Source organism: Pelomonas candidula, from assembly GCF_043555985.1.
Classification (GTDB): Bacteria; Pseudomonadota; Gammaproteobacteria; order Burkholderiales; family Burkholderiaceae_C; genus Pelomonas; species Pelomonas candidula.
Window position 1 is genome coordinate 98,991 of sequence record NZ_JBIGIC010000005.1, and the last position, 15,447, is coordinate 114,437.

Annotated in this window: 17 protein-coding genes; 11 read left to right on the forward strand and 6 right to left on the reverse strand. The window is 67.8% G+C overall.

Going from position 1 to position 15,447, the window contains the following annotated elements; all coding sequences use genetic code 11:
- Window positions 1-106: 106 nt before the first annotated feature.
- Window positions 107-403 (forward strand): 2Fe-2S iron-sulfur cluster-binding protein, encoded by a 297-nt coding sequence (locus tag ACG04R_RS11575; RefSeq protein WP_394409917.1) that lies wholly within the window; start codon window positions 107-109, stop codon window positions 401-403.
- On the opposite strand, the gene ACG04R_RS11580 is transcribed toward ACG04R_RS11575, so the two are convergent.
- The gene (locus tag ACG04R_RS11580; protein WP_394409920.1) at window positions 400-2,070 is read right to left on the reverse strand and encodes a serine hydrolase domain-containing protein; all 1,671 of its coding nucleotides are present in this window, start codon (window positions 2,068-2,070) and stop codon (window positions 400-402) included. The genes ACG04R_RS11575 and ACG04R_RS11580 overlap by 4 nt on opposite strands.
- A 370-nt stretch (window positions 2,071-2,440) precedes the next feature.
- Here ACG04R_RS11580 and ACG04R_RS11585 point away from each other — a divergent pair, with 370 nt between their 5' ends.
- The 3 genes from ACG04R_RS11585 (at window position 2,441) to ACG04R_RS11595 (ending at window position 4,955) form a co-directional block, all read left to right on the forward strand.
- Window positions 2,441-3,031 carry a 1-acyl-sn-glycerol-3-phosphate acyltransferase gene (locus tag ACG04R_RS11585; RefSeq protein WP_394409923.1) on the forward strand — a complete coding sequence of 197 codons (591 nt, stop codon included), beginning with the start codon at window positions 2,441-2,443 and terminating at the stop codon, window positions 3,029-3,031.
- A complete protein-coding gene (locus ACG04R_RS11590; RefSeq protein WP_394409926.1) occupies window positions 3,028-3,273 on the forward strand; it encodes a VF530 family protein in 246 nt (81 codons plus the stop codon). The genes ACG04R_RS11585 and ACG04R_RS11590 overlap by 4 nt, the downstream gene beginning before the upstream one ends.
- Before the next feature lie 140 nt (window positions 3,274-3,413).
- Window positions 3,414-4,955, forward strand: coding sequence for a methyl-accepting chemotaxis protein (locus ACG04R_RS11595; RefSeq protein ID WP_394409929.1), 1,542 nt, complete (start codon window positions 3,414-3,416; stop codon window positions 4,953-4,955).
- Window positions 4,956-5,133: 178 nt separating this feature from the next.
- Here ACG04R_RS11595 and minE read toward each other — a convergent pair whose 3' ends face one another.
- From minE to minC, 3 genes are read right to left on the reverse strand one after another with little or no spacing between them, the layout of a single operon-like run.
- Complete coding sequence (gene minE, locus ACG04R_RS11600) at window positions 5,134-5,400, reverse strand: cell division topological specificity factor MinE (RefSeq protein WP_394409932.1); 267 nt, start codon at window positions 5,398-5,400, stop codon at window positions 5,134-5,136.
- A gap of 12 nt (window positions 5,401-5,412) precedes the next feature.
- Complete coding sequence (gene minD, locus ACG04R_RS11605) at window positions 5,413-6,231, reverse strand: septum site-determining protein MinD (protein WP_394409935.1); 819 nt, start codon at window positions 6,229-6,231, stop codon at window positions 5,413-5,415.
- Between the two features lie 42 nt (window positions 6,232-6,273).
- Window positions 6,274-7,098 carry a septum site-determining protein MinC gene (gene minC / locus ACG04R_RS11610; protein WP_394409938.1) on the reverse strand — a complete coding sequence of 275 codons (825 nt, stop codon included), beginning with the start codon at window positions 7,096-7,098 and terminating at the stop codon, window positions 6,274-6,276.
- Window positions 7,099-7,703: 605 nt separating this feature from the next.
- Here minC and ACG04R_RS11615 point away from each other — a divergent pair.
- Genes ACG04R_RS11615 through ACG04R_RS11635 form a run of 5 tightly spaced genes read left to right on the forward strand, consistent with a single transcriptional unit; the run spans window position 7,704 to window position 11,871 of the window.
- Window positions 7,704-7,883: a hypothetical protein gene (locus ACG04R_RS11615; protein WP_394409941.1), complete on the forward strand. Its 180-nt coding sequence runs from the start codon at window positions 7,704-7,706 to the stop codon at window positions 7,881-7,883.
- Between the two features lie 36 nt (window positions 7,884-7,919).
- On the forward strand, window positions 7,920-9,965 hold the full coding sequence (gene metG / locus ACG04R_RS11620; RefSeq protein WP_394409944.1) for a methionine--tRNA ligase: 2,046 nt from the start codon (window positions 7,920-7,922) through the stop codon (window positions 9,963-9,965).
- A gap of 57 nt (window positions 9,966-10,022) precedes the next feature.
- Window positions 10,023-10,757, forward strand: coding sequence for a YoaK family protein (locus ACG04R_RS11625; protein ID WP_394409948.1), 735 nt, complete (start codon window positions 10,023-10,025; stop codon window positions 10,755-10,757).
- A 27-nt stretch (window positions 10,758-10,784) separates the two neighbouring features.
- Window positions 10,785-10,985: a DUF3460 family protein gene (locus tag ACG04R_RS11630; protein ID WP_394409951.1), complete on the forward strand. Its 201-nt coding sequence runs from the start codon at window positions 10,785-10,787 to the stop codon at window positions 10,983-10,985.
- Window positions 10,986-11,028: 43 nt separating this feature from the next.
- Window positions 11,029-11,871 carry a segregation and condensation protein A gene (locus tag ACG04R_RS11635; RefSeq protein WP_394409954.1) on the forward strand — a complete coding sequence of 281 codons (843 nt, stop codon included), beginning with the start codon at window positions 11,029-11,031 and terminating at the stop codon, window positions 11,869-11,871.
- A 4-nt stretch (window positions 11,872-11,875) separates the two neighbouring features.
- Here ACG04R_RS11635 and ACG04R_RS11640 read toward each other — a convergent pair whose 3' ends face one another.
- A complete protein-coding gene (locus tag ACG04R_RS11640) occupies window positions 11,876-12,781 on the reverse strand; it encodes a DUF808 domain-containing protein (protein WP_394409957.1) in 906 nt (301 codons plus the stop codon).
- 49 nt (window positions 12,782-12,830) lie between these two features.
- Window positions 12,831-13,286, reverse strand: coding sequence for a MaoC family dehydratase (locus tag ACG04R_RS11645; protein WP_394409960.1), 456 nt, complete (start codon window positions 13,284-13,286; stop codon window positions 12,831-12,833).
- A gap of 91 nt (window positions 13,287-13,377) precedes the next feature.
- Here ACG04R_RS11645 and ACG04R_RS11650 point away from each other — a divergent pair, with 91 nt between their 5' ends.
- Together ACG04R_RS11650 and ACG04R_RS11655 are read left to right on the forward strand one after the other, a co-directional pair.
- The gene (locus ACG04R_RS11650) at window positions 13,378-14,037 is read left to right on the forward strand and encodes a response regulator (protein ID WP_394409963.1); all 660 of its coding nucleotides are present in this window, start codon (window positions 13,378-13,380) and stop codon (window positions 14,035-14,037) included.
- Window positions 14,034-15,422: a sensor histidine kinase gene (locus tag ACG04R_RS11655; RefSeq protein WP_394409966.1), complete on the forward strand. Its 1,389-nt coding sequence runs from the start codon at window positions 14,034-14,036 to the stop codon at window positions 15,420-15,422. The genes ACG04R_RS11650 and ACG04R_RS11655 overlap by 4 nt, the downstream gene beginning before the upstream one ends.
- Window positions 15,423-15,447 lie beyond the last annotated feature (25 nt).

A 15,447-nucleotide genomic window follows, 5' to 3' on the forward strand; every position in this document is an offset into this window, starting at 1 on the left:
TCAATGCGGGCTGCGCGTTGCGCCTTGATTGCCCCCTGGCGAATGGCCTTCGCGGCCTACTGCCGTAGCGTTAACAGGCCCTAGCGCGGGCGGCATGATGGCGGTCATGTCCGAGACAGCCCCGATTCCGCTGTACCGCGTCACGCTGCTGCCCGGCGGCGAGACGTTCAACTGCGCAGCCGACCAGCCGCTGCTGCTGGCGGGGCTGGCCGCCGGCGTCACGCTGCCGTGGTCCTGCCGCAACGGCACCTGCCGCAGCTGCATCTCGCAGCTCGTAGACGGCCGCATCGAGCATCGCATCCCGTGGCCGGGCCTGTCGGCCGAGGAAAAGGCCGAGGGCTGGGTGCTGCCCTGCGTGGCCGAGCCGCGCAGCGACGTGACGCTGCGCGTATCAGCCGTCTAGAGCTTGCGCGGCATCACCAGCGTCTGGCCGCCCTGCGTCAGCGTCGCCGAGCCGGCCTTGCCCTCCTCGGCACCGAAGTCCAGCTGCGCCCCGACCTGCGGCACATGGACCTGGCGCGGCGTCGTGGCCAGCAGCTCGAACGCAGGCTGCCCCGGCGCCTGGCCCATCAGGCGGCCCTTGTCGTTGATGAAGACCTTGATCGAGAACTGCGGCGCGCTGTACTCGCCCACCAGCGCCCCCATCTGCGCGGCACTCAGCTGGATGAACTCGCGCTCGGGCGGCAGCTCGCCGCTGCGCGTCCAGCGCTCGCCCTGCTTCTCGCCGTTGTTGAAGACTGTCAGCGCCGAGACCTTGCCGTCAGCGCCGCGCTCCAGCTGCAGCTGGGCCACCGATTCAGGGAAGGCGAAACGATCACCCCCCAACGGGACCAACGGCACGACTGGGCCCCCGCTGCGCTGGCTCTGCAACACGCCATCCTTGACCCGCAGCGTCCGTGTCTGATTGCCTTCGCGACCGAAGAGTCCCTCGGCGACCCTGAGTTGCTCGACCGGCACGGCGACGGGCACGGTGTCCGGGAACGGCTCGCCGATCGCAAACGCCGCCAGCTTCTGCGCCACCATGTCTTGGGCGAAGCCGCCGCTGTCGCTGTTGCGCAGGATGACGACGGTGGTCTGGCTGGCCGGCAGGTAGTTCAACAGCGACGAGAAGCCAGGGATGCCGCCGTTGTGGGCCAGCACGACCTGGTCGCGCAGCCTGACGCTGGCGATGCCGAAGCCGTAGCTGTGCGGCTTGGCGGCGCCTTCGGGCGTCGTCATGCGTTGGTAGCTGGCCTGGCTGATGAGCTTGCCGCCGTGCAGCGCCTGGTTCCAGCGCCACAGCCCTTCCGTGTTGGCGATCAGCGCGCCGGCCGCGTGCGGCTGCGTCATGCTGAGCATGCTGGCCGGCGCCACCTCGCCCGAGCCGTTCAGCGTGTAGCCACGCGCCATGCCCTTGAAGAGCTTGTCGCCGGCCTCGTAGGTCACGTTCGTGATGCCGGCCGGCTTCAGCAGCAGCTCGTCCACGCTCTGGTACCAGCGCTTGCCGGAGATGGCCTCGACGACGGCGCCGACCAGCACGTAGCCGGAGTTGTTGTAGGCCCACTTCTCGCCGGGCGCGAAGTCGACGGGCAGGTCCTTGAACTCCTTGATCAGCTCCGCCGTGCTCAGGTCGCGCTTGATGGGCTCGGCCATGTAGCCGGGGATGCCGGTGTAGCTCTTCACGCCGGACGTGTGGTTGAGCAGCTGCGCCAGCGTGATCTTGCTGCCGTTGGGATAGTCCGGCAGGAACCTGGACAGCGGGTCGTCCAGCTTCGCCTTGCCCTCGTCGATCTGCTTGAGCAGCGCCGCGGCGGCGAACTGCTTCGTGATGGAGCCGATGCGCAGCAGGTTGTCCGGCTGCATGGGCACACCCAGCTCGATGCTGGCCGCGCCACGGGCGCCCTTGTAGAGCAGCTGGTCGCCACGTGCGACAAGCACGGTGACACCGGGGCCGTCGCGGCTGACCTTCTGCTCGTCGAGCAGTTTGTCAGCGTAGGCCGCCATCGTTGCGGGCGTGGCGGGCTGGCCGGCGTGGGCTGCGCCGATCAACAGGGACAGCAGGACGGCGACGGGCATCTGGACTTGGCGCATGGGTGCAAACGGGTGGGTTGAACGGCGCGCAGCATCGCGGCGGTGTGGCGCGAAAGCATGCGCCATGCGACGGACTGCAGGAACACAGGCATGAGCCGCTCGGACCATCCACAGCGCCTGTGGACAAACCCGTGAACAGCCTGCGGGCGGAGTCGCCAAGTGCTTGGTGCCACAAGGCTTTTCCTACCCTGCCTCACTTTGAGGCAGTTCCGTGACAGGGAAACCCACAGCACGGGAACCGCCATCCACAGCATCTGTGGACAAACCCGTGAACACCCTGCGGGCGAAAGCGGCAAGTGCTTGGCACGAAAGGCGTTTTCTTGCGCTGCCTCAGATTGAGGCAGCAGCGTGACACGGGACAATCGCGGCCATGCACCGCACCATCTTCACGACGCCCGTCGTCAGTACCTTGTTGCGCGGCTTCTCACTCGCCTGGCTCAAGGCAGCCGGCTGGACGGTCCAGGGCGAACTGCTGCCCGAAGCGCGCAAGAGCGTCTTCATCGCCGCGCCGCACACCAGCAACTGGGACCTGCCGTACACCCTCTTCGCCGCCTTCGCGCTGCGGCTCACGCCGTACTGGATGGGCAAGGCGTCGATCTTCAAGTTCCCGTTCGGCGGCCTGATGCGCTGGCTGGGCGGCATCGCCGTGGACCGCAGCAAGTCGACCAACCTCGTCGCGGCCTCCGCAGCCGCGCTGGAGGCGGCCGACGGCCCGGTGCAGCTCATCGTGCCGCCCGAGGGCACGCGCAGCAAGACCATCTACTGGAAGACCGGTTTCTACTGGATTGCCGTCACGGCGAAGCTGCCCATCGTGATGGCCTACATGGACTATCCGCGCAAGCTCGTGGGGCTTGGCCCGCTGTTCACACCCACCGGCGACGTCGAGGCCGACATGGCCGAGATCAAGCGCTACTACGCCCAGTTCAAGGGCAAGAACTCGGACCAGTTCACACACGAATGAACACGACGACCGCATCCAAAGACCCGCTGCACGGCATGACGCTGGAGGCCATCGTGAACGCGCTGGTCGAGTATTTCGGCTGGGCCGAGTTGGGCCAGCGCATCGAGATCAAGTGCTTTCGCATCGACCCGAGCGTGTCATCGAGCCTGAAGTTCCTGCGCAAGACGCCGTGGGCGCGCGCCAAGGTCGAGAGCCTGTACCTGTTCATGCGACGCGAACAGGCCCGCAGCGCTCGCGAGTGATTCGGCAGGGCCCAACCCGCCCGGGTGCTGACGGCCGCGAGGCCGGCGCGCAATAGTTCACAGCCCGCCTTCCCAGAAATCCAAGGGTTTTCACGGAAGTGCGCGAGCATGCCGCCTTCGCGAAACAGGAAGGTGCGGCAATGTTCAAACTCAACCAATGGCAATTGCGGTCGCGCGTGCTGACCGGCTTTGCGCTGGTCATGCTGCTGATGACCGTGGCGTCGGCCGTCGGCGTGCTGCGCGTCTCGATGCTGAGCCAGCGCATCGACCATCTGGTCGAGGTGGACATGCACGCGCTGGAGCTGTCGCGCCAATGGGCCGGCCTGACCGAGGGCAACATCCAGCGCCGCATCGTCGCGCTGATCGTCGAGGATGAGGGCTTCGTCAAGGCGTTCACCGCCCGCTCCAAGGAGATCTCGGCTCGCATCGACAAGATCCAGAGCGAGCTCGACGAGATCAGCAAGACGTCCGAGTCCGACCGCCTGATGGAGGTCATCAACGCCGCCCGCAAGAGTTACCAGGAGGCTCGCGAATCGGTCATCAAGGGCAAGGCGGCCGGAGACAACATCAACGAGCGCAGCGCCAAGGAGCTCATCCCGGCCATGGAGCGCTATCTCACGGCCATCGACCAATACGCCGAGCACACCCGCACGGTGCTGCACACGGCGCGAGACGAGGCCCAGCAGGAGGCCCGCACGGCCAAGCAGGTCGTGCTGACGCTGCTGGTTGTCGCGCTCGCGCTGGGTGTGACCATCGCGCTCATCATCACGCGCTCCGTGACCGCGCCACTGGCCCAGGCCCAGGCGTTGAGCCACGCGATCGCCAGTGGCGACCTGAGCCAGCGCACGGCGGTCGAGGGCCGTGACGAGATGGCTGCACTGGGCCAGGCCCTGGTCGACATGCAGGGACGCCTCGCGGGCACGATCGCCGGCGTGCGCCGCGCCGCCGACCAGGTGCAACTGGCCGCCGCGGAGATCGCGACCGGCAACACCGACCTGTCGCAGCGCACCGAGCATGCCGCCAGCAACCTGGAGGAAACCGGCGCCGCGATGGCCACGCTGAGCGACAGCGTGCGACTGAATGCCGACTCGGCGCGCGAGGCCAACACGCTGGCGCAGACCGCGTCGCAGGTGGCCGATCGCGGCGGCGAGATGGTCGAGCGCGTCATCAGCACGATGAACGACATCCAGCAGTCGTCCGGCAAGATCGCCGACATCATCGGCGTCATCGACGGCATCGCGTTCCAGACCAACATCCTGGCGCTCAATGCCGCCGTGGAAGCGGCCCGCGCGGGCGAGCAGGGCCGGGGCTTCGCCGTCGTGGCCGGCGAGGTGCGCTCGCTGGCCCAGCGCAGCGCCGAGGCGGCCAAGGAGATCAAGAGCCTGATCACTGCGAGCGTCGAGCGTGTCGACGCCGGCAGCCGCCTGGTCACCGACACCGGCGAGACGATGCGCGAGGTGGTCGGCAGCGTGCAGCGTGTGCGCCGCATCATCGGCGAGATCTCCGAGGCCAGCGCCAACCAGTCGACGACGCTGGGCGAGATCGGCCAGGCGGTGCAGCAGCTCGACCAGATGACGCAGCAGAACGCCGCGCTCGTCGAGGAGGCCGCCGCGGCGGCCGAGAGCCTGCGCGAGCAGGCCTCCGGCCTCGTGCAGTCGGTCGCGAGTTTCAGGCTGCAGTGAGCCCCTCGTCCAGCCGCACGCCGCTGAACGCGGTGCGTCTGGCCGGTCCCCCGAGGGGACGGCGATGTCCGCGGCTTCTAGCCGCGAACACATCGCCAACGCGGGCCGGCTTGGGGCGGCCCGGCGCCCGGCCCGCGTGGGGCACTACGGTTACCCGGGATCGCAATCCGCAGGCGCTCTAGCGCCCCGGCGCAGCCTCCGGGAGTTCGATCTTCACCTCGAGCACCTCCAGGTCGCCCTGGCGCTCCATGTGGACCTTGATGTCGTCGGGGTTGATCGACACGTATTTGCTGATGACGGCCACCAGCTCGCGCTGCAGCTGCGGCAGGTAGTCGGGGCTGGCGCTGCGGCCGTTGCGTTCGTGCGCGAGGATGAGCTGCAGCCGCTCCTTCGCGACGCTGGCGGAGCTCTTTTTCTCGCCGAGGAAGAAGTTCAGGAATCCCATCGCTCGGCCTCCTTACTTCGCCCCGAAGACGCGCTTGAACCAGCTCTGCTTCACGGCCTCGGTGAAGCGCATCGGCTTGTCCTCGCCGAGGAATCGCGCCACGACGTCCTTGTAGGCCTCGGCCACGTCGGTGCCGGCCAGATGGATGGCCGGCGTGCCCTGGTTGGACGCCTGCAGCACGCTCTCGCTTTCCGGGATGACGCCGATCAGCGGCGTGCGCAGGATCTCGTGAATGTCGTCCAGGCTCAGCATCTGGCCGCCTTCGACGCGATTCGGGTTGTAGCGCGTGATGAGCAGATGCTCCTTCACGGGCTCGCCGCCCTCGATGGCGCGCTTGGTCTTGCTGCTCAGCATGCCGAGGATGCGGTCGCTGTCGCGCACCGACGAGACCTCGGGGTTGGTCACCACCAGCGCCTCGTCGGCGTAGTGCATGGCCATCAGCGCACCGGTCTCGATGCCGGCCGGCGAGTCGCAGACGATGTAGTCGAACTCCATCTCCTTCAACTCGTTGAGCACGCGCTCGACGCCTTCCTGCTTCAGCGCGTCCTTGTCGCGCGTCTGCGAGGCGGCCAGGATGTAGAGCTTGTCGAGCTGCTTGTCCTTGATCAGCGCCTGCGTCAGCTTGATCTCTTCGTTGACGACGTTGATGAGGTCGTACACGACGCGGCGCTCGACGCCCATGATGAGGTCGAGGTTGCGCAGGCCCACGTCGAAGTCGATGACGCAGGTCTTGAAGCCGCGCATCGCGAGGCCGGTGGCGAAGCTCGCGCTGGTGGTGGTCTTGCCGACCCCGCCCTTGCCGGAGGTGACGACGACGATCTTGGTGGTCATCTGGAGCTTTCCTGTTCGTTCAATTCAATCGGGGTTCGGGGCTCAGAAAACGAGCGGCTGCATCAGCAGCTTCTCGCCGTCGAGATAGACCTGGGCCGGCTTGCCGGCGACGTCGGCGGGCAGCGGGTTCTCGGTCGTGCGGTAGATGCCGGCGATGGACAGCAGCTCCGCCTCCAGGCTGTGCGCGTAGATGCGCGCCGACGTGTCGCCGCGCGCGCCGGCGATGGCCTTGCCACGCAGCGGTGCGTAGACGTGCACGCTGCCGTCGGCGATGACCTCGGCGCCATGGTTCACGAGCGCCAGCACGACGAGGTCGCCGCCCTTGGCGTAGATGCGCTGGCCGGAGCGCAGCGGCTTGTCGACAACCAGCGTCGGCGCGGGCGACGCAACGGGAACCGGGCGCTCGATGATCTTCTCGACGGTGATCTCGCGCACCACTTCGCGCACGGTCTCGGCTGGCGCGGCCGGCGCCGCGACGGCGGGCTCGTCGGCCGCATCGGCCAGGCCCAGCTCGCGCGCCAGCGCCAGTTCCTCGGCCGTCGCACCGGCCACGGCCACAGGCTGCAGCTGGCTCGCGCGCAGCAGCGCGACGATGGCCTTCAGATCCACCGGTGCCGGGCCGTCCAGCGCCAGCGCGGCCTGGCCTTCCGCCGCGGCGGCTGCCGGCGCGCGGGGCACGTTGCTGAGGTCGATGACGACGGGCTCATGCTCGAAGCCACCGGCACCGGCCCGCTCGGCCCAGTCGGCGGCGAGTTCGGCCATGTCGGCGCTGTGCAGCACCAGCCCCAGCAGGCTGAAGCGGCGCGACTTCAGTTCGAAAGTACCGGTGCGTGAAGCGCTCCTGCGCCCGCCGCCCTCCCTCGTCATGTCCACCATCTGCGCCGCTGCCGCCCGTTCAAAAGGCCGCGAGTTTAGCCGCCGCGCCGAAACAGGCCCCTAGGGGACTGACCCCAAGCCTGCCGTGCGCGATCGCCTCAAAAACGGGCAGCGCAAGTCCGGCACTGGCCGATCAAGCACTTAGCGCCGCTGTCGTCAGCCGGCCCACAGACTTGTCCACAGTTGGCGGGGACAAACGACATCGATCTGTCATCCGGACCCGTGACATCGGTCCGCGGCGGCTTGACTTATCCCCACTTCTGGCAGGCGTCAAGCTTTTTAGACCCTGAGTCCTCTCGTTCGCCCACCGAACCCAGCAACATCGCTAAGTTATTGATTTATATAGCCCGCCTGGATTTGCTTAAAAAAACAGCAACCTAAGCGGACCCGCATCACACAAGGGCTTGGCGTCGATGCGAGGGGGTTCTCCACAAAGTTTTCCACAGACTCAGTGGATAGCTTGCAGAAGCATTACGAATCAGTGACTTAACGGCGATCCTTGAGGCGCAGTGGAGCTTTCGGCGCCAACTTGGGAGCACCCGGAGGCCCGACGCAAGCTACATTGGGCCAGCCGCACCGCTCAAAGGAGAGTCCATTTGGCCACCCCGAACTACAGCTACGAGAAACGCCAGCGCGAGCTGGCCAAGAAGCGCAAGGCCGAAGAGAAGCGCCAGCGCAAGCTCAACGGCAAGCCTGGCGACGACACGGCACCGGAGGAGCCCCAGGCCGAAGACGGTGCCGCCGCCCCGGCCGAACCCGCCGATCCGCAAACCTAGAATCCAAGGTTTTCCCGTCCCGTCCCGTCGCGTCCAATGCCCCGCCAGCTCTTCGTCACCACCGCCCTGCCCTACGCGAACGCCGGTTTCCACATCGGCCACATCATGGAGTACACCCAGGCCGACATCTGGGTGCGCTTCCAGCGCATGGCGGGCTCGCAGGTGCACTTCGTCTGCGCGGACGACGCCCACGGCGCGCCGATCATGATCGCGGCCGAGAAGGCCCAGAAAACGCCGCAGGAGTTCGTTGCCGGCATTGCGGCCGGCCGCAAGCAGTACCTCGACGGCTTCCACATCAGCTTCGACAACTGGCACTCGACGGACGGCCCGGAGAACCATGAGCTGTCCAAGGCCGTCTACCTGTCGCTGCGTCATAACGAGCTGATCTCGACGAAGACCATCGAGCAGTTCTTCGACCCGGCCAAGTCCATGTTCCTGCCGGACCGCTTCATCAAGGGCGAGTGCCCGAAGTGCGGCGCGAAGGACCAGTACGGCGACTCCTGCGAGGTCTGCGGCGCCGTCTACGCGCCGACCGAACTGAAGAACCCGTACTCGGTGCTGTCCGGCGCCACGCCGGTGCTCAAGACCAGCGAGCACTACTTCTTCAAGCTCAGCGACCCGCGCTGCGTCGACTTCCTGACGCAGTGGACGCAGGAGCCCGGTCGCCTGCAGCCCGAAGTGCTGAACAAGATCCGCGAATGGTTCGAGCCCGACGAGGAAGGCAACAACCGCCTCAGCGACTGGGACATCAGCCGCGACGCGCCCTACTTCGGCATCGAGATCCCGGACGCGCCGGGCAAGTACTTCTACGTCTGGCTGGATGCGCCCATCGGCTACCTGGCTTCGCTGAAGAACTACTTCGGCAAGATCGGGAAAGACTTCGATGCCTTCATGGCCGACGAGTCGGTGGAGCAGATCCACTTCATCGGCAAGGACATCACCTACTTCCACACGCTGTTCTGGCCGGCGATGCTGCACTTCAGCGGCCGCAAGACGCCCAACCACGTGTTCGTGCACGGCTTCATGACCGTCAATGGCGGCGAGAAGATGAGCAAGAGCCGCGGCACCGGCCTGGACCCGCTGAAGTACCTGAGCCTGGGTCTCAATGCCGAATGGCTGCGTTACTACATCGCCGCCAAGCTCAACGCCAAGGTCGAGGACATCGACTTCAACCCCGAGGACTTCGCGGCCCGCATCAACAGCGACCTGGTCGGCAAGTTCATCAACATCGCGTCGCGCGCGGCCGGCTTCCTGACCAAGCGCTTCGACGGCCGGCTCAGCGCCGACCTCGGCGTCGAGGGCCGCATGCTGCTGGACGCGCTGCGCGGCCAGAGCGCCGCGATCGCCGAGCTCTACGAGACGCGCGAGTTCGGCAAGGCGCTGCGAGAGATCATGGCGCTGGCCGACAAGGTCAACGAGTTCGTCGACCAGCACAAGCCCTGGGAGCTGGCCAAGCAGGAAGGCATGGATGCGGCGCTGCACGACGTCTGCAGCGTCTGCATCGAGGCCTTCCGCCTGCTGACGATCTACCTCAAGCCCGTGCTGCCCGCGCTGGCCGTGCAGGTCGAGGCCTTCCTGAAGGTCGAGCCGCTGAAGTGGAGCGACAGCGCCCGCGCGCTGGGCGCCCACCAGATCGGCGCCTACCAGCACCTGATGCAGCGCGTCGACACGGCCAAGGTCGAGCAGTTGTTCGAGGCCCCGCCCGCGCCCAAGGTCGTGCCCGGTGGCGAGGACATCGCGGCCGAGATCAAGATCGATGACTTCGCCAAGGTCGACCTGCGCATCGCCAAGATCGTCAAGGCCGAGCACGTCGAAGGCTCGGACAAGCTGCTGCGCCTGACACTGGACGCCGGTGAAGGCCGCACACGCAACGTCTTCAGCGGCATCAAGTCCGCCTACAAGCCCGAAGACCTCGAGGGCAAGCTGACCGTGCTGGTCGCCAACCTCGCGCCGCGCAAGATGAAGTTCGGCATCAGCGAGGGCATGGTGCTGGCCGCCAGCCACGCCGACGAGAAGGCCCACCCCGGCATCTTCGTGCTGGAGCCCGGCCCCGGCGCGCAACCCGGCATGCGCGTGCGCTGACGCGGCCTTCGGGCGTGGCGACAATCGTCCCCACCGCAGACCGCCCGGATCGCGCCCATGCCCACTGACTACGCCCGCCGCCTGCTGGCGGTCGAACGCACTGCCGACGGCAACGCCCACCTGGGCTGGATGCTGGCCTTCGTGGCCGGCGCCACCAATGCCGGCGGCTTCCTGGCCGTGCAGCAGTACACCTCGCACATGACCGGCATGATCTCGGCCGCGGCCGACGGCCTGGTGCTGGGCCAGTCGCAGGCGCTGATCACGGCCCTGGGCGCCCTGCTCTTCTTCACCACCGGCGCGGCGACGACCGCCGTGCTGGTCAACATGGGCCGGCAGCGCCAGGCACACAGCATCTTCGCGCTGCCGCTGCTGGTCGAGGCGGCCGCACTGCTCGTCTTCGGCCTGCTGGGCACCTGGCTGGCCGGGCTGCACGCGCTGTTCGTGCCGGCCACCGTGTCGGTGCTGTGCTTCACGATGGGCCTGCAGAACGCGCTGATCACCAAGGTCTCGCGCTCCGAGATCCGCACCACCCACGTGACGGGCATCGTCACCGACCTGGGCATCGAGATCGGCCGCGCCCTGTACGGCATGGGCGGCACGCCGGTCGCGGTCAATACCGTCAAGCTGCGCCTGCTGGGCGGCCTGCTGCTGGCCTTCGCCGTCGGCGGCGTCGCCGGCGCCTGGGCTTTCAAGGCCATCGGCTACGCAGCCACGCTGCCGCTGGCAGGACTGCTCGCCTTCCTCGGCGCCGTGCCGGCACTCGACGATCTCGGCCGGCTGCGTGCCCGATAATCCCGTGATTAGATTGCGAGACCCGCCATGCCCTTGTTCTGGAAGCCCTACAAGTCCGAAGTCACCAACTTCATCGAGCAGCTGAAGGCCCAGCGCCCCACGCTGGAAGCCGAACAGCGCGCCGGCCGCGCGCTGCTGTGGGACAAGGAGCAGGACCGCACCGCCCAAGCCGGCTTCAACGAGGCCCGAGTGGCTCAGCAGCCCTACGTCTACCAGACGAAGGCCTGACGTTCGTCCCTTGAGTGCCCGCAGGGCACCACACGACCTGCCGATGTCGACGGTCACCACGGACGAAAACACCGAGATTTCATCGGATCTACCGGAAGCCGTAGATACCGTGGCTGTCGCTCGCCTGTACGGCGAGCCGCTGTTCCAGATGCCGCTGGACCTCTACATCCCGCCGGATGCACTGGAAGTCTTCCTGGAAGCGTTCCAGGGCCCGCTGGACCTGCTGCTGTACCTGATCCGCAAGCAGAACTTCAACATCCTCGACATCCCGCTGGCCGACGTCACGCGCCAGTACCTGAGCTACGTCGACCAGATCCGCCGGCACAACCTCGAGCTGGCCAGCGAGTACCTGCTGATGGCGGCGATGCTCATCGAGATCAAGTCGCGCATGCTGCTGCCGCCCAAGAAAAGCGAGGACGGCAAGGAAGTGGAAGACCCGCGCGCCGAGCTCGTGCGGCGCCTCCTGGAGTACGAGCAGATGAAGCTGGCCGCCGCGCGGCTGGACCGCCTGCCCGTGCTGGGCCGCGACTTCCTGCGTGCCCAGGTCCACATCGAGCAGTCGCTGACGCCGACCTTCCCGGACGTCAATGCCAACGACCTGCGCGAGGCCTGGCTGGACATCCTCAAGCGCGCCAAGCTCAACCAGCATCACAAGATCAGCCGCGAGCAACTGTCGGTGCGCGAGCACATGAGCATCGTGCTGCGCCGGCTGCAGGGACAGCGCTTCGTCGAGTTCGAGAACCTCTTCGACGTGACACGCGGCCAGGCCGTGCTGGTCGTCACCTTCATCGCGATGCTGGAGCTGGCGCGAGAGCGCCTGCTGGAGATCACGCAGGCCGAGGCGTTCGCACCGATCTACGTGCGGCTGGCGTACAAGCCCACCTGACTGCTTACTTGCCACGCAGCCTCTGCACGGCCGTCACACCGGCCAGCACCAGCGCACCGGCCACCACGCCCGCCAGCGCGTTGGCACCGTTCTCCAATACCGCTGCGACGAGCCAGGCCTGGCCCTCGGCCAGATGCGCGATGGCATGGTGCAACGGCGCGATGCCGTGCACGAGGATGCCGCCGCCGACGAGGAACATCGCCGCCGTGCCCAGCACGGTCAGCAGTTTCATCAGCCGCGGCGCAGCCGCCAGCAGGAAGCGACCGACCGCCTGTTTCGCCGCGCCCGACTTGCGCGACAGCCACAGCCCCACGTCGTCCATCTTCACGATGCCGGCCACGAAGCCGTAGACGCCCAGCGTCATCGCGATCGACACGGCCACCAGCACGGCCAGTTGGTTCAGCAGCGAGGTGCCCGCCACCGTGCCCAGCGCGATGACGATGATCTCGGCGGACAGGATGAAGTCGGTGCGGATCGCGCCCTTCACCTTGTCCTTTTCGTAAGCTGCCATGTCCACCGCCGGGTCGGCGATGGCCTTGATCAGCTCTTCGTGGTGGACCTCGTCCTCCTCGGCGCTGTGCAGGAACTTGTGCGCCAACTTCTCGAAGCCCTCGAAACACAGGTAGGCGCCGCCCACCATCAGCAGCGGCGTGATCGCCCAGGGCAGCAACGCGGCGATAGCCAGCGCGCCGGGCACGAGGATGGCCTTGTTGATCAGCGATCCCTTCGCAACGGCCCAGACGACCGGCAACTCGCGGTCGGCATTCACGCCGGTGACCTGCTGCGCGTTCAGCGCCAGGTCGTCGCCCAGCACGCCGGCGGTCTTCTTCGCAGCGACCTTGGTCATGGTCGCCACGTCGTCAAGCACGGTGGTGATGTCGTCGAGAAGAACTAGCAGGCTGGAGGCCATGGCGGCAGGAGCAGCGGTCGTTGAAAGGCCGCGATGCTAGCCGGCTATTTCAGCGGTAATGACGCGCCAGGCTCTGCGCCATGCAGACCGGCTTGGTCATACCTTCGGCCTCCACGGCCACCTCCACCGTCAGCTGCACCGCGCCGCCGGCCACGTCGTCCATGGCCAGCAGCGTGAACGCCGCGCGCAGCCGGCTGCCCACCGGCACCGGCGCCGTGAAGCGCACCTTGTTGAGGCCGTAGTTGACGACCATGCGCGTCTCGCGCACCGCGAAGCCGGTCTCGAAGAAGTACGGGATCAGCGACAGCGTCAGGAAGCCGTGCGCGATCGGCCCGCCGAAAGGCCCGGCCTTGGCGCGCTCGGGGTCGACGTGAATCCACTGCCGGTCCTCGGTGGCCTCGGCGAAGGCGTTCACGCGGGACTGGTCGACGCTGATCCAGTCGCTGTGGCCCAGCGGTTGGCCGATCAGGGGCTCAAGGTCGGCGAGGGAGTCGAAATGGCGCATGCGGCGTGACGAAACGAAGGACGGTGCGGCTACGTTACCCTCGCGCGCCCTGCCCGGCCGTTCCCCAGGCGACACCGCCCCTCACCACCCCATGCACATTCTTTTGATTGAGGACGATCTCGACCTGGGCCGCGCGCTGCAGGCGGCGCTGCGCACCGAGGGCCACAGCAGCACGTGGCTGCGCCGCGTCCACGATGCACCGCCGCAGCTGGACCCCGCCGCCCAGGACGCCGTGCTGCTGGACCAGACGCTGCCTGACGGGGACGGCCGCCAGCTGTTGACGCGCTGGCGCCGCCAGGGCAGCACGGTGCCGGTCATCGTCATCACCGCGCGCTCGGCGCTGGAGGATCGTCTGGCCGGCTTCGACGGTGGCGCAGACGACTACGTCATCAAGCCCTTCGAGATGCCCGAACTGATCGCGCGGCTGCGCTCGGTGCTCCGGCGCAGCGCCCAGCAGGCCAGCGACCAGTGGGTGCTGGGACGCCTGACCATGGAGCCGCGCCGCCAGCGCGCCTTGCTGGACGGCACGGAGCTGGCGCTTTCGCCGCGCGAATACCAGCTGCTGCTGGAACTGGCGCGCGAGCGGGGTGGCGTGGTGCCCAAGCACCAACTCGCCCAGCGCCTCGCGCCGCTGGGCGAGCCGCTGGAGTTCGGCACGCTGGAAGTGCACCTGGCCAACCTGCGCCGCAAGATCGGCGCAGACCGCATCGGCACGCTGCGCGGCGTGGGCTACTGGCTGGAATGCGCATGAGCGGCACGCCGGGATGGCTGCGGCCCACGCTGACACGCCGGCTGATCGGTGCGCTTCTGCTGGCCTTCACCCTGTGCGCCGTGCTGCTGTTGGTGGAAGACCAGCTCGACATCCAGGACACGCTGGCCACCGATCCAGGCATTCGCCAGTACGGCCGCGAGCTCGCGGCGGGGCTGGAGGAGATCGGCGACGACACGCTGGCCGCCCGCGTGCTTGACGGCCACCTGCGCCACGTCAACCGCCTGCGCGAGTCGCAGCGCATGACGCAGGGCCCGCTGCTGGCACGCCTCATCGGGCCCGACGGCCGCCCGGCCTACGCGTCCGCGACGGCGTTCGACCTCGACAAACCCGGCGTCGGCGAACACCAGATCGCGGGCAGGACCTACTGGACCTACCGGCAAGACGGCCCGCACTGGTCGCTGAGGCTGGCCGAGCCGGCACTGTCGCGGGCCAGCCTGTTGAGTTTCGCGAGCTGGGAGCTGGGCAAGCAACTGCTGCTGGGATTCCCGCTGATGCTGTTGCCACTGTGGATCGCCGTGTACACGGGCCTAGCGCCGCTGCGCCACTTCGCACGGCGGCTGCACGGGCTGGACCTGAGGCAGGACCTCGCGCCCCTGGGCGTCGACCTGCGCTACGGCGAGCTGCGCCCGCTGGGGCAGGCCTTCGATGCGCTGCTCCAGCGCCTGCGCCTGCGCCGGGAGCGCGAACGCGCATTCGTTCACGAGGCCGCTCACGAGCTGCGCACGCCGCTGGCCGTCGTCGCCACGCAGGCCCATGCCCTCGTGCAAGCGAACGACCCTGCCTCCCGGGACGCGGCGGCCGCCGCGCTGCAGCGGGCCATCGCGCGCAGCGCCCACCTGTCGCGGCAATTGCTGGACCTGGCCAGCCTCGACAACGAACAGCCCACCGCGCCAATCACCCTCGACCTCGCCCACTTCTGCGCAGCCCGGCTGGCCGAGCAGGCCCCGCTCGCGCGCGATCGCGGCATCGCGCTGGCGCTGCATGCGCCGGAGCGGATGCCCGTTCGCATCGACGCCACGGCGCTGCACTCGATCCTGCAGAACCTGCTAGACAACGCGCTGCGCTACGTGGGTCGGGGCGGGCGCATCGAGGTGTGCCTTCAAGACTCGCCCGACGGGCCGCGGCTCGCCGTGGCCGACGACGGCCCGGGCATTGCCCCGGCGGACCGATCGCTGGTGTTCGAGCGCTTCTGGCGTGGCACAGGGCACGACATGCCGGGCAGCGGCCTGGGCCTGGCCATCGTGGCGCGGGCAGCCGAGCGGCTCGGCGGCGACGTCTCACTCGGCGACGGCCTGGCGCGGCCCGGCGGCCATGGCGTGCGCTTCGAGCTGCGGCTGCCGGCCTCTGTCTTGGGTGTTCCTTAAGGCGAGGCTTTCAACAATGACCCGG